Below are 13,124 nucleotides of genomic sequence, written 5' to 3'. Positions count from 1 at the left end.
TCAAAAAAGGACTATTCGAGTGTGAACGGCTGTCCGGTGAACAGTGGGGCGCGACGCTGGGCTTCGAGCAACTCTCACCCGATGAGCAGAGTTCCATGCCTCGCGCATATGCGGACAACTCGGGCCGGGAGACGAGGGGTCCACGGGAGGGCACCGAAAAGGTGTGCGGGGTCGCCCGTCCGTCAGGCCGGGGTCAGCGCGACGCGGAACATTCTGGGCCAGAACTTCCCGGTGATCAGGAACTGATGGGTGCCGGGGACCGCCGCGATACCGTTCAGCGCGGCCCCCGGGACGAGTTCGTCGTCGCGCAGCAGGCCCGAGGCGTCGATGCTCGCCGTCACCGCTCCGGTGACGGGATCGATGCGCACGATCCGGTCGGTGAACAGCACGTTCGCGTACACGGCGGCACCGACGCACTCCAACTCGTTCAGCTCCGTCACCGGCCGGCCCCCTTCGGTCACGGCGACCTCGCCCGTCTTCGCGAGCGACCTGGGGTCACGGAACGTCAGCCGTGACGAGCCGTCGCTGGTCACCAGCCGGTGTCGGGCCCGGTCGAGGCACACGCCCCAGCCGTCGTCCGGGTACGGGACGCGACGCAGTTCCTTGAGCGTCCTGGCGTCGCGCTCGATGGCGGTCCGGTTCCGCCAGGTGAGCTGCCACAGGGTTCGGCCGAGCAGGGTGATGCCCTCACCGAACAAGGGTGCCGGGAGCGCCGTACGGACCGCGGGCTGCTTGCCCAAAGGCCCCGCCTGTACCGAGGACCGGCCGGAGATGCCGGTGCCTTCGTAGAGCGTGTCGCCGGCCATCTCGAGTCCCTGGGTGAACGCTCGCGGGTCGTGCGGAAAGGTCTTGAGCACCTTGACCCGCAGGTGCTCGACCCGGTGCGCGGCGACCCGCCGCCCACCCGCGGCCCCGCCCGCCGGATCGTCCGGGGCGTACTGTCCCGTCGCGCACGACGCGAGCAGCAGCACCCCCAGGAGCACCGCCTCGGTGCGGCGCAGGCGCTCAGACACGGCAGGCGCCGCCCGGTTTCAGTGTGGCTCGCAGGGGCGTCACCAGTGACTGCCGCAGAAGGTTCGGGGCGCGGTCCGCGTGCGGCTCCAGCAGGTGCAGCACCAGCGTGCGGCTGGAGTGGGCGGGCAGCTCCAGGTCCAGCGTGTACACGGGGTGGCCGCGTTCGACGCCGGGCGCGAGCTGTGCCGGGCGGCCGTCCAGGGTGGCGCCGGTCAGGGTGGCGCCGACGCCCGCGTAGTACGACACCAGGAGCCGATTGTCGCCCGGCCGGGTGCGGTAGGGCGGGGAGTCCTCCCGCAAGGTGACGTAACCGGGCAGTCCGGAGACGGGGGCCCGGTTGGTCAGGGTCACGGTCGCGGTGACCGGGCGGTCGCCGTAGGAGCAGCCGTTCGCCTCCCAGAGCAGGCGCCGGTCGAGGTAGTAGTCCAGTTTGGAGCCGGCCGCGTTGTTCACCACCAGCCCCGCGAAGGGGCCGGGAGTCTCCGGGAGCGTGCCCGAGTAGGAGCGCGGCTCGATGAGACGTTGCTCCGCCGCATGCGCGCTCCACACCTTCAGCCGTCCGTCCCGCTGGGCGTCGTTCAGGGCGACGAGCAGAGCGGGCAGCCGGCGCATGTCGCCGGTCGCGGAGATCAGGGGCCCGGCGGCGGCGCGGGCCGCCTCGACGAAGAACGCCTTGCGCCGGGCGACGTCGTCGTACATCGCGTAGCTGGCCCGTTCGGTGAGGTCCACGACGTTGTCGGCGGTGAGCTCGGTACCGTCCGCCATGCGGGCCGGGCCGGTGACGCGCAGCAGACGGCTCAGCGTGGCGGGGTCGACGGCGAACACGCCGTCCACGCGTTCGCCGGTGTGTTCGCGCCACGCCGCGGCCCAGATGCGGGCCGCGTAAGGGAAGTGCGGGCTCATGTTGGAGTTGGCCCACACGCGGGTGGGCTCGCTGCCCTGGTAGCGGGCCATGAAGTCGGCACCGAGGTCGAGGTCCGTCTTCGCCGTGGCCATCTCGGTGTTGTTGCCGAAGCGCTCGAAGGACAGATGACCTTGGTCGGCCGACAGCACGGCGAAAGCCCCCGGAACGCCCCCGGTACCGCGCGCCTCGGCGATGTTCTGGAACGCGAGGAAATAGCGCCGTTCCCCTTGAGTGCCGAGCAGGGGCGGCAGGACGCGAGCCGCCAGGGAGGCGTCGGTCATCACCGGGCCGAGGCGGTCGATCTGCCGCGCGAGCCCGGCCCGGGCCCGGTCGGCCGCCGGCAACCAGGTGGACCGGGGCAGCCCGTGCACCTCGGCCTGCACCTCGGCCGCGGCGCGGGCGGCCCGGACGACTTCCGGCGCGTGCTTCTGCAGGGTCATCAGGGCCTCGGACATCCCGTCACCGAAGCCGTCCGGCCTGGCCGGTGGCAGGGCTCGCACTAGCGGGGACAGCACATCGCCGGCCAGCCGGTCGGCCGCGTACGCGGCCCCGCGCACGGTCCTGACCGGGCCGCCGAGGAAGGGCAGCGCGGCTGCGGGGTACCAGGCCGGGCCGGTGGTGAGGCGATGCGCCCGAGCGGCGTGGGCGGCGGCGGAACGCACCTCCCGTTCCCGCTCCTGGGCGGACGTGGGCACGGCACCGGAGGGGGCGCCGGGCACGGGTGCCACCGACTGCCGCAGCGCGTCGAGGTCCCGCCCGGCCGCGATCAACTCCGAACGGGCGAGCAGCCCGGTGACACCGATCCAGACGGCGCCGGCCAGGGGGAGCGCCGCGGCGGCCAGCAGGGTGTTCCTGAGTACGCGACGGCGGCCCGATGCCCCCTCGCGGGAGCGGTCGGACCTCCGCATGCGGAAGGCGTCTCGGCCGGGGCCGGGACGCCTTGGTTCCGCCGTGCCGCTGTCCCGCTCCGTCATGAACTGCGGCGACGGCGCACGGCCAGCATCGTGCCCCCGCCCGCCGCGATCAGCCCCGCCGCGGTGCCGCCCAGTGCCAGGGCCCTATCGCTGCCTGTTTCCGCGAGGTCCGGGCGGTCATGGGGGTTCCCCGAGCCGCCGGGTTGGCCGCCGGGCCGACCGAACCTGCCCTGCACGCTGATGTTGACGGAAAGCGTCAAGTTGGGGTGGCGGGCGGTCAGTTTGAACGTGTGGCCGCCCAGCGCGATGCGCCTGGGGATGGTCACCTTGCCCGTGACGACTCCTGTCCTGGTCGCCCTGTATCTGCCCAGGACGAATTCCTTCGAGAGCACCGACGCGGTGACCAGCTGCCTGGCGCCGAAGCCGGTGCCGACGAAGGTCAGTGCACCTCCGGCGGGCAGCGTGGTGCGGCTGAGGGTGAGCCTCGGGGGCGGTGGCGGGTACTGCGCATGGGCGGTCTGCGCCCCCAAAAGCGGTGCCGCGACAAGCACGGCAGCTGATCCTGCCGATGCCAGCGCAACCCGCCATCTGGGCGATGTCGTCATCTTCTTCACTCTCCTCGACTTCGGTCCGGGCCAAGCCGCAGCGTCGGCCGTGAGCAAGATCTGGGTACCAACATCTAGATACATGGGGTAAATGGGATATACAGCCGCCGACTGGCGTGATGCAGGGCATAAGCCACCGGATGGTGGAGCGCTCGCTTCCCGATTGGCCCATGTTCGGCGGGCCGACACAGGGGTGGCTCCCCCTGTTGGCGCGCGCGAGTCCCTATCGTCGGATGCGTACATAGGGAACAGGACATTCCATTTCGGGCGGTTCCCTCGGTCCCATGAGGGGTGCAGCTTGGATCTCCACGGATTCTTGAAGGCTCTTGTCAGTCGCTGGCCGACCGTCGTAGTCTGTCTCCTTCTCGCGACCGGGGCGGCGCTCGCCGCGACGAGCTTGAGCACACCCGTCTACGAGGCGAGGACCCAGCTCTTCGTCGCCACCCGCACCGGCGACGACACCGCCCAGATGAACCAGGGACAGAGCTTCTCGCAGGCGCGCGTTCAGTCGTACGCCGCGATCGTGACCACCCGTCAGGTGACCCGGCACGTGGTGAAGGAGCTGCGACTGCGCACCACTCCGGAGGAGTTGGCGTCGCGGATCACCGCCGTCGCCCCGCTCAACACCGTGCTCATCGACATCACCGTCCGGGACACCGAGCCCAGGCGTGCGGCGCGCATCGCCAACGCCGTGGCGCAGCGGTTCAGCGCGGTCGTCGAGCGACTGGAGGCGCCCAAGCGCGCGCCCGGCTCGGAGCGGTCGGGAAAGAGCCCCCGTACGGGCGACGGCACCTCGCCCGTCTCCCTGGGCGTCACCCAGGAAGCCGTCGCCCCTACCGGCCCGGTCTCACCCCGCCCGTTGCTGAACCTGGCCGCAGGAGTGCTCGGCGGCCTGCTGCTCGGTGCCGGACTCGTGGCCCTGCGCGAGACCCTCGACACCACGCTCAAGACCAGCGAGGCGCTGGGTGAGTTCACCACGCTGCCGGGTCTCGGCACCATCCCGTACGACAGGAACGTCCCCAAGCAACCGCTCGTCAGCGCCGAGGGGCACTCCCCGCGTGCCGAGGCCTTCCGCAAGCTGCGCACCAACCTGCAGTTCTCGCAGGTCGACGACCCGCCCCGGATCATCGCGGTGACAAGTTCCGTGCCTGGTGAGGGCAAGACCAACACCGCGGTGAACCTCGCCCTCTCGCTCGCCGAGGCAGGTCTCTCCACCTGCCTCGTGGACGGCGACCTGCGCCGACCGTGCGTGGCCTCGACCTTCGGTCTCGTCCAGGACGCCGGTCTGACCACCGTGCTCATCGGACAGGCCCGTATCGAGGACGTGATGCAGCAGGCCGGCGGCCGGCTCTCGGTTCTCGCCAGCGGTGCCGTACCGCCGAATCCCACGGAGCTGCTCGCCTCGGCGCGCATGGAAGAGGTACTGCGCGAACTGGCGGACACCTACGAGGTCGTGATCGTCGACACCGCGCCGCTGCTGCCGGTCGCCGACACGCTCGGACTCGCCTCCTTCGCCCAGGGCGCACTGCTCGTCGTGCGCGCCGCCAAGACCAGCCGGGAACAGGTCCGCACCGCCGCGGAATCGCTGGACCGCGTGAGTGTCCGCATCCTCGGCACCGTCTTCAACATGGCTCCGGCGCCCCGGGGCAGTGGCTACGGCACCTACGGGTCGTACGGCGAGCTGCCCGCTCCTCGTGTGTCGGACCCCCGGAAGGAGGCCGCCGCGGCGACACGTCCCGCGGGCGGGAAATGACCCAGGTCCTGTTCGTCTGCACGGGCAACGTGCACCGCTCGGTGCTCGCCGAACGGTTGCTGGCCGCGAGGCTTCCGCCCGGTTCGGCCGTCCGGCCGAAGAGCGCCGGAACACAGGCCCGGCCCTGGTCCGGCATGGAGGCCTCCACCAGGGCGGTGCTGGAGGAACGGGGCGGTGACGGCTCCGGCTTCGGGGCCCGCCCGCTCACCGCACAGCTCGTCGCGGAAGCAGCGCTGGTCCTCGGGCTCGCGCACGAACACCGGGAGGCCGCCGTACGGCTCGTGCCGACGGCGCTGCGGCGCTGCTTCACCCTGAAGGAGTTCGTACGTCTCGCTGCGGGGGGAGTCGACACGGTGCGGGGCGGGGAAGGTACGGCGACCACGCAGGGCGACGTACCGGATGGGCAAGTCCCGCCGGTCGTGGACGGTTTCGACGGCGTGGTCGCGGCCGCCGCCCGCCGTCGGGGTGCCGTCGCCCCGGTCCCGCCGGCCGAGGACGACATCTCGGACCCGTGGGGGAGGCCCCCCTCCGTGCTGTACGAGTGCGCCCGCGAGATCGACGGGACGGTGAGCACACTCGCCCGGTTGCTGGGCGGCGGAGCGAGCCTCTGATTGGCGAGGATGCTGCCGATGTGCCGGCCCACGGCCGCTCACGCTCACGCGGGGTGAGCCGTTCCAGCGGGTACGCGCGAGTCCTCCCGCACTCGCCCTGCGGCGCCGGGCGGTGGAACTGGCGGGTGCCCGGGAGTGACGCCCAGTGCCTTCCCGTACCGCTACGCAGAGGTCCGCGACGTGCCGCTACGCGGAGGTCCGCGCGGTGGTCGCGGCGATGGTTTCCAGCGAGCCGATGAGCAGGTCCCACAGGCGCTCGGTGTGCAGCTTCGTCGCCACGGAGGTGTTCGCCGGGCCGGAGCGGCCGCGGAAGTCGGTGACCGTCATGCCGTAGGTCGCCGTACCCCGCAGCTCGACCTCGACATGGGCCGGCGTGACCTCCATCAGGCTCGGGTCGATGGCCCGGCCGACCGCGCACGCGTCGTGGATGGTGGCCATCGCGCCGTGCACCTTGCCGACGTTGGCGTTGTAGTGGTCGAGGAGATCGACGACGAACCGGGACACGGGTGTGCCCAACGCCCCGATACGGGACAGCAGTTCAGGCGTGGCGGCGGCCTGAGCCGTCAGATCGAGGCCGACCATGGTCAGGGGCCAGCCCGCCGAGAAGACGACCGCGGCCGCCTCGGGGTCGGCGTGGATGTTGAACTCGGCCGCCGGTGTGATGTTGCCGCGGGTGTACGACCCGCCCATCAGGACGACCTCCTTGACCAGTTCGGCGATACGGGGCTCCCGGCGCAGCGCCAGCGCGATGTTGGTCAGGGGTGCGGTGGGGACGAGGGTGATCTCACCGGGGTGGGCGAGGACCGTCTCGATGATCAGATCGACGGCGTGCCGGGGGTCGGTCTCCATGGCCGGAGGGATGAAGGCGGGGCCGTCCATCCCGGTGTCCCCGTGGATCTCGGCGGCGAGGGTCTGGTCCCGGACGAGGGGACCGGCGGCGCCGGCCGCGACCGGTACGCCGCGCAGCCCCGCCAGGGTGCAGACCTGCCGGGCGTTCAGGGTGACCTTCTCGATGGTCTGGTTGCCCGCGACGGTCGTGATGGCGACGATCTCGACGTCGGGGTTCCCGGCTGCGAGCAGGATGGCGATGGCGTCGTCGAGCCCGGGGTCGCAGTCGATGACGATCTTCTTGGGCATGGGCGTCCTTCGGGGTGGGACGGGGATGCGGACCGGATCACTGAGAACAGCATGCGCCAGGCCCACCCTGCCCCGGTCGGCCACACGCCACTCCTGTCGGCCCCACCCCGCCCCTGTCGCGAAGGCTCACCTCAGCCGTTACGAGAGGTGGCTCACCTCAGCGGATGCGAGGTCCTTCCCGACGCCTCGTCGATCTCGTCGTGCGCCTTGGTCAACAGCTTCATCGCCAGTTCGTTGAGCGCCCGCGCGCCCGCGACCTCCTCGCCGACTCTCGGCTGGTTGGAGTCGGAGGGGTGGCGGCTGGCGTACCCGTGAGCGCGCACCTCGTTCCCGTCGGGGAGCCGGAGGAGAGCGGCGGCGCGGGTGCGGTGGTCGTCCTCCTCGAACTCGATCTCGACGTGCCAGCCGACCGCGGTCCGTGCCTGCGCGGCGGCCGGTTGCGACTGCGTCATCTGTGTCATTGCGATCACCTCCGAGGCGGGCCCCGGCCCCTGATACGGGCCTCGGCCCCTACTACCAGAGTGTGCTTCTTCCCCCGACTCCGCACGGGATGACGCCCGGTGGCGACAAGGAGTGACCGAACGACTACGAACCGCCTGTACCAAGCCCGTTGAACCAGTGACAGGCCGGCTGTCGGCGCGGTCGTGCTCCGCGAGGCTCAGGAATCATCGCCCCTGGCGCTGCGCCGGTAAGGACGAATGATCGCGAGCGTCGCGATAAGCATGAGGACCAGAGCCATCGATGCCGAGATGATTCTCCAGTTCAGCGGGCTTTGCCGATCAGGACGCGAAAGGACCGCCGCGGCCATGCCCGGCCCCTTCGGGAAGGTGATTCGCGCTTCATGCGTCACCTCCAACAACCCGCTTTTCAACGTGAGGGAGACGTCCCACGGGCCGTCCGTGACCTGATCGGTCACGATGACGTTCACCGACGCGGACTGGCCGGGCGCCAAGCTCTTTCCGGAGTCGATCGGGTAGGGCCCGGCGCTGATGCTTCCGGACACCTGGGACATCTTCAGGGCGCCGGTCAGGTCCAGAGCGCGGCCACCGGTGTTGTGGACCTTGGCGTGTACGACGGCGCGCCCCCTGGCATCACGCCCAGCCGTCATGTCGTCCATCGTGAACCGGGCACGCGGGGGATTGTTGCCGCCCACTGAGAGGTAGAGCCGGATTCCGGTGCGGCTGACCAAGGTGATGCCGCTGCCCAGGTCGCGACCGCTGACCTGCGCCCACACGACGCCGTATCGCTCGCCGGGGGCGGCGTCCTTCGGAATGGCGATGGTCACGGTGTCACGGGCTCTGGAGTGAGCGGGGACGTCCAGGATCAGCTGACCGGGCTTGATCCAGGTGGTGAGTTCGTTACCGGTGTTTCCGGCAGCACCGACGAAGGAACCCCGGCGGATATCGGCGGCGCCGGGGTAGACCGCGACATGCAAGGCGTCGGCCGACTTGTTCGACACCTCGATGCGCCGCTTCACGGTGACACCGGGTTTCAGGCTGTCGACGATGTACTGCCTTGCCCGTGGGTCTTTGATGAGGTCGGCGGGGACATCGACGAGCCGAATTCCCACGGCGTCCGGGGGGTTCGGCCGCTGTACCGGATCCGACACGAGGGATGTGGCCGAAGCGGTGCTGGTGGCCACGGCAAGCGCCGTGGCCAAGAGCACCGCAAGGGAGAAGAACCTGGGCACAGGGCTTTACGGTTTCCTTTTTTGCGGTAAGGACGTACGAGGTCTCAGGAGACGGAGTGGGTGATCGTCGAGCTGTACGTTCCCGCCAGCGCGTTCGCGGGGATGGTGAGATGGATCGTCGGGTTCCAGGTGGCCGAGTTGATGCCGCTCACGCCGGTGGCCACCTGGACGGGGCCCGGGGGATAGAGCGGGGTCAAGTCGCTCGAGGTGACAGTGGCGGTGCCGCTGACCGAGGCCGCCGGTGTGATGTAACTGCTGGAGCCGGCAGCGGATACGGAGATGTTCTGGGGGCCCGTGAAGTCGACCGCGCTTGCCGTGGCGGTCCAGCCCGCGGTGCCGCCTCGACCGTCGGTCACCGTGACGTTGCCCAGCTGGCTGGAGACCGATTGCGGACTGCCGCTGACGCCGACGGTGCCGAGGTTTACGGGCCCCGCCGGGACACTGATGTCGAGCGTCCCTGACGAGACCTGGACGGTCACCGGCGTGTCCGCCGCCGAAGCCGGCGTCGGGGATGCCAGCACTGCCACCGCCGCTCCGGCAATCAAGGGGCTGATGACGCTACGAATTCTCATGGGTGCGACCTCGCTTGGTGACCTGGGGAGTTGGGGCGGCACGGCAGGGGCCGATGCGCAACGTCACGCTAGAGGGAGCATGATCAACAAGCGCACGGACTCCATTGCGTGGAGGCTTGATCCACTCGTACGGCGGAGTTTGGGGGGCGGCTGACGCGGTCATGACCGCGATCACCACCAAGTACAGTCCCGACGCCGGTCGCCGCCATCGACGGGGGAGGCACATTCGATGCCGCCCCCACACGTTGCCCACGGGCCCCGGAGTGCCGACAGGTGACGCCGTTTCTGTCCGGACGACGACCAACGAGTGATCATCTCCGGGTCGTCCCTGGGCCGTTCCTGGCCGTCCCTGGGCCATGCGAGGTCGCTCGGCGGTGACCGGCGGCGACGGCCAGTGACGGGTCGGCTACCAGCGCGGTTGGCGAACGGCCAGGTCACGGGGCCCTGACCGAACGGGTTTCCCCCCAGGGGTAGCCGTCAGGCAAGATGGGGTGTATCTGCCCACTGCCGATTTCAAGCGTCCGGACGGTTTCTCTTGGCTGAGTTCATTTACACCATGCGCAAGACGCGCAAGGCGCACGGCGACAAGGTGATTCTCGACGACGTCACCTTGAGTTTCCTGCCGGGTGCGAAGATCGGTGTGGTCGGTCCGAACGGTGCTGGTAAGTCCACCGTTCTCAAGATCATGGCGGGGCTCGAGCAGCCCTCCAACGGTGACGCGTTCCTGTCGCCCGGCTACAGCGTCGGGATGCTGCTGCAGGAGCCCCCGCTCGACGAGTCCAAGACCGTCCTGGAGAACGTCCAGGACGGCGCCGCCGAGATCATGGGCAAGCTCAAGCGCTTCAACGAGGTCGCCGAGCTGATGGCGACCGACTACTCGGACGCGCTCATGGAGGAGATGGGCAAGCTCCAGGACGACCTGGACCACGCCAACGCGTGGGACCTGGACGCCCAGCTGGAGCAGGCCATGGACGCCCTGGGCTGCCCGCCCGGCGACTGGCCGGTCACCAACCTCTCCGGTGGTGAGAAGCGCCGCGTCGCGCTGTGCAAGCTGCTGATCGAGGCGCCCGACCTGCTGCTCCTCGACGAGCCCACCAACCACCTGGACGCCGAGTCCGTGCAGTGGCTGGAGCAGCACCTCGCGAAGTACGCGGGCACCGTCGTCGCCGTCACCCACGACCGGTACTTCCTCGACAACGTCGCCGAGTGGATCCTCGAGCTCGACCGCGGCCGCGCGCACCCCTACGAGGGCAACTACTCCACGTACCTCGACAAGAAGGCCTCCCGCCTCAAGGTCGAGGGCCAGAAGGACGCCAAGCGTGCGAAGCGTCTGAAGGAAGAGCTGGAGTGGGTGCGGTCCAACGCCAAGGGGCGGCAGGCCAAGTCCAAGGCGCGTCTGTCCCGCTACGAGGAGATGGCGGCCGAGGCCGACAAGATGCGGAAGCTGGACTTCGAGGAGATCCAGATCCCGCCGGGCCCGCGTCTGGGCTCGATCGTCGTCGAGGTCAACAACCTCTCCAAGGCCTTCGGCGAGAAGGTCCTCATCGACGATCTCAGCTTCACGCTGCCGCGCAACGGGATCGTCGGCGTCATCGGTCCCAACGGTGCCGGCAAGACCACGCTCTTCAAGATGATCCAGGGACTCGAGACGCCGGACTCGGGCACGATCAAGGTCGGCGAGACCGTCAAGATCTCGTACGTCGACCAGAGCCGCGAGAACATCGACCCGAAGAAGTCGCTGTGGGCCGTCGTCTCGGACGAGCTGGACTACATCAACGTGGGCCAGGTCGAGATGCCGTCGCGCGCGTACGTCTCCGCCTTCGGCTTCAAGGGTCCCGACCAGCAGAAGCCGGCCGGTGTCCTCTCCGGTGGTGAGCGCAACCGGCTCAACCTCGCCCTCACCCTCAAGCAGGGCGGCAACCTGCTGCTCCTCGACGAGCCGACCAACGACCTCGACGTCGAGACGCTGTCCTCGCTCGAGAACGCGCTGCTGGAGTTCCCGGGTGCGGCCGTGGTCGTCTCCCACGACCGCTGGTTCCTGGACCGGGTCGCGACGCACATCCTCGCCTACGAGGGTGACTCGAAGTGGTTCTGGTTCGAGGGCAACTTCGAGTCGTACGAGAAGAACAAGATCGAGCGCCTCGGCGCGGACGCCGCGCGCCCGCACCGTGCCACCTACAAGAAGCTGACCCGGGGCTGATCGATCTTGCGGCACATCTACCGCTGCCCGCTGCGCTGGGCGGACATGGACGCGTACGGCCACGTCAACAACGCGGTCTTCCTCCGCTACCTGGAGGAAGCACGTATCGACTTCCTGACCCGCCCGGACAAGCAGTTCAAGCAGGGGTCCGTGGTGGCGCGCCACGAGATCGACTACAAGCGGCAGCTCGTCCACCGGCGCGAGCCGGTGGACATCGAGCTGTGGATCACCCAGATAAGGGCCGCGTCGTTCACGATCACGTACGAGGTCAAGGACGCGGAGCAGCTCTACGTCCGGGCCGCGACCGTGGTCGTGCCGTTCGACTTCGAGGCCCAGCGCCCGCGCCGCCTCACCGCCGAGGAGCGCGAGTTCCTGGCGGAGTACCGGGACGACCAGGCCGAGGAGGCCGTCGCGGCATGACCGTGACCGCGCTGCACCTCACCGACGACGGGGAGGCGGCGGACCTCGCCGCCTTCCTCGCCCGGCTGATCCACTACGACCGCGCAGCCGCCGTACGCCTCCAGGTGTCCGGCACCGCGCTCGCGGTCTTCGGCCGGCCGCCGTCGTTCGAGGTCCTCGCGATCCGTACGGCGCGGCTCGTCAAGCCGTACGAGAACGGTCTCGACGTCACCCTCGACGTGACCGTCTCCGCCGGTGAACTCCTGGAGTCCATCGACGAGTCGGCGGCCACCGTCAGCGTTCCCGGGGCCGTCACCGGGCCGCCGTGGGCCGGGGTCCTCCCGCCCCGCGGAGGCTGGCAGCCGGAGCCGGGACTGCCCGGGCCGGACGCCGTACGCGCGATGGTCGCCACCGCGGTCGCCGAATTCCGTTCCCGAACAGGGGAGTTGGCGCCCGAGGCCCGTACCCGCGCCGAACTCGACCGCATAGGACGGGAGATCTGGTCCCGGCCGATCGGTGACACCGGCCTTCAGGTACGGGCCGTGCACGCGGCGCAGTCGCTCGGGTTCCTGCTGCCGGTGCGTCAGGCCGACCCGGGCGAGAGTCCATTGGGGCTGTACTCGTCCGGGGCGTGGCTGCGGCTGCGTACGCCCTACGGATCGATCGCCGTCCGCAGGGCGGGACTCGGGGCACTGGACGTCAGCGTCCGCTGATCCCCGTCTTCGAGCGAGGGATTCCCCGGCCCCGATCGGCTCGATCCCCCCGGCTCCGATCGGCCCGATTCCCCGGGCCGCGATCGGTCCGATCCCCCCGGCCCCCGACCGCTCTCAGCCGGCCGTGTTGATCATCGACGCCGCCGCGTACGTCAGGTAGTTCCACAGCGTGTGCTCGTGCTCCTCGGAGAGGCCGAGTTCGTCGACGGCCACCCGCATGTGCGCCAGCCAGGCATCGTGTGCCGCCTGGTCGACGGCGAACGGGGCGTGCCGCATCCGCAGCCGGGGGTGACCGCGGTTGTCGCTGTACGTCGTCGGGCCGCCCCAGTACTGGATCAGGAACAGGGTGAAGCGTTCCTCGGCCGGGCCCAGGTCCTCCTCGGGGTACATGGCTCGCAGCAGCGGGTCTTCGGCCACTCCCTCGTAGAAACGATGCACGAGGCGCCGGAAGGTCTCCTCGCCGCCGACCTGCTCGTAGAAGGTCTGCTCCTGAAGCGTGCCGCGCCGAATCTCTTTCACCTCACCATCGTCTCAGACCGGGTGACCGAGGACGCAAGGCTTAGGACCAGCGGCCCAGCGCCCCCAGCGGCCCGGCGGGTGCGGCACTCGCCT

General features: G+C 69.9%; 13 protein-coding genes. 5 read left to right on the top strand and 8 right to left on the bottom strand.

What is annotated here, in order from left to right; genetic code table 11:
• Positions 1-182: 182 nt before the first annotated feature.
• The 3 genes from FNV62_RS20025 to FNV62_RS20015 form a co-directional block, all read right to left on the bottom strand.
• Positions 183-1,013, bottom strand: a complete 831-nt coding sequence (locus FNV62_RS20025) for a glutaminyl-peptide cyclotransferase (RefSeq protein ID WP_225900310.1) — start codon at positions 1,011-1,013, stop codon at positions 183-185.
• Complete coding sequence (locus FNV62_RS20020; RefSeq protein ID WP_144315476.1) at positions 1,006-2,826, bottom strand: DUF4012 domain-containing protein; 1,821 nt, start codon at positions 2,824-2,826, stop codon at positions 1,006-1,008. The genes FNV62_RS20025 and FNV62_RS20020 overlap by 8 nt, the downstream gene beginning before the upstream one ends.
• 62 nt (positions 2,827-2,888) lie before the next feature.
• Positions 2,889-3,383, bottom strand: a complete 495-nt coding sequence (locus tag FNV62_RS20015; RefSeq protein ID WP_144315475.1) for a hypothetical protein — start codon at positions 3,381-3,383, stop codon at positions 2,889-2,891.
• Positions 3,384-3,528: 145 nt separating this feature from the next.
• Here FNV62_RS20015 and FNV62_RS20010 point away from each other — a divergent pair, with 145 nt between their 5' ends.
• Both FNV62_RS20010 and FNV62_RS20005 read left to right on the top strand, forming a co-directional pair.
• Positions 3,529-5,190, top strand: coding sequence for a polysaccharide biosynthesis tyrosine autokinase (locus FNV62_RS20010; RefSeq protein ID WP_097284773.1), 1,662 nt, complete (start codon positions 3,529-3,531; stop codon positions 5,188-5,190).
• Entirely contained in the window at positions 5,187-5,801 is a 615-nt protein-coding gene (locus FNV62_RS20005) for a hypothetical protein (RefSeq protein WP_144315474.1), read from the top strand. The genes FNV62_RS20010 and FNV62_RS20005 overlap by 4 nt, the downstream gene beginning before the upstream one ends.
• A gap of 186 nt (positions 5,802-5,987) precedes the next feature.
• Here the strand turns inward: FNV62_RS20005 and FNV62_RS20000 are convergent, their stop codons facing one another.
• The 4 genes from FNV62_RS20000 to FNV62_RS19985 all read right to left on the bottom strand — a co-directional run bounded on the left by FNV62_RS20000 (position 5,988) and on the right by FNV62_RS19985 (position 9,200).
• Entirely contained in the window at positions 5,988-6,938 is a 951-nt protein-coding gene (locus FNV62_RS20000; protein WP_054231797.1) for a nucleoside hydrolase, read from the bottom strand.
• 152 nt (positions 6,939-7,090) lie between these two features.
• Positions 7,091-7,399, bottom strand: coding sequence for a DUF1876 domain-containing protein (locus FNV62_RS19995; protein ID WP_225900309.1), 309 nt, complete (start codon positions 7,397-7,399; stop codon positions 7,091-7,093).
• 197 nt (positions 7,400-7,596) lie between these two features.
• Positions 7,597-8,580: a peptidase gene (locus FNV62_RS19990; RefSeq protein ID WP_143601666.1), complete on the bottom strand. Its 984-nt coding sequence runs from the start codon at positions 8,578-8,580 to the stop codon at positions 7,597-7,599.
• Positions 8,581-8,672: 92 nt separating this feature from the next.
• Complete coding sequence (locus FNV62_RS19985) at positions 8,673-9,200, bottom strand: hypothetical protein (protein ID WP_143601665.1); 528 nt, start codon at positions 9,198-9,200, stop codon at positions 8,673-8,675.
• A 535-nt stretch (positions 9,201-9,735) separates the two neighbouring features.
• Here FNV62_RS19985 and ettA point away from each other — a divergent pair.
• Genes ettA through FNV62_RS19970 form a run of 3 tightly spaced genes read left to right on the top strand, consistent with a single transcriptional unit; the run spans position 9,736 to position 12,512 of the window.
• Positions 9,736-11,400 (top strand): energy-dependent translational throttle protein EttA, encoded by a 1,665-nt coding sequence (gene ettA / locus FNV62_RS19980; RefSeq protein WP_082417016.1) that lies wholly within the window; start codon positions 9,736-9,738, stop codon positions 11,398-11,400.
• Between the two features lie 6 nt (positions 11,401-11,406).
• Positions 11,407-11,820, top strand: a complete 414-nt coding sequence (locus FNV62_RS19975; RefSeq protein ID WP_097284770.1) for an acyl-CoA thioesterase — start codon at positions 11,407-11,409, stop codon at positions 11,818-11,820.
• Positions 11,821-11,822: 2 nt separating this feature from the next.
• A complete protein-coding gene (locus tag FNV62_RS19970) occupies positions 11,823-12,512 on the top strand; it encodes a hypothetical protein (protein ID WP_143605410.1) in 690 nt (229 codons plus the stop codon).
• A 114-nt stretch (positions 12,513-12,626) separates the two neighbouring features.
• Here FNV62_RS19970 and FNV62_RS19965 read toward each other — a convergent pair whose 3' ends face one another.
• The gene (locus FNV62_RS19965; RefSeq protein WP_054231791.1) at positions 12,627-13,031 is read right to left on the bottom strand and encodes a globin; all 405 of its coding nucleotides are present in this window, start codon (positions 13,029-13,031) and stop codon (positions 12,627-12,629) included.
• Positions 13,032-13,124: the final 93 nt, after the last annotated feature.

The organism is Streptomyces sp. RLB3-17, from assembly GCF_007113425.2.
Classification (GTDB): Bacteria; Actinomycetota; Actinomycetes; order Streptomycetales; family Streptomycetaceae; genus Streptomyces; species Streptomyces mirabilis_D.
The sequence above is the reverse complement of the archived record's forward strand: the minus strand, read 5'-3'. Positions and strand labels throughout refer to the sequence as shown.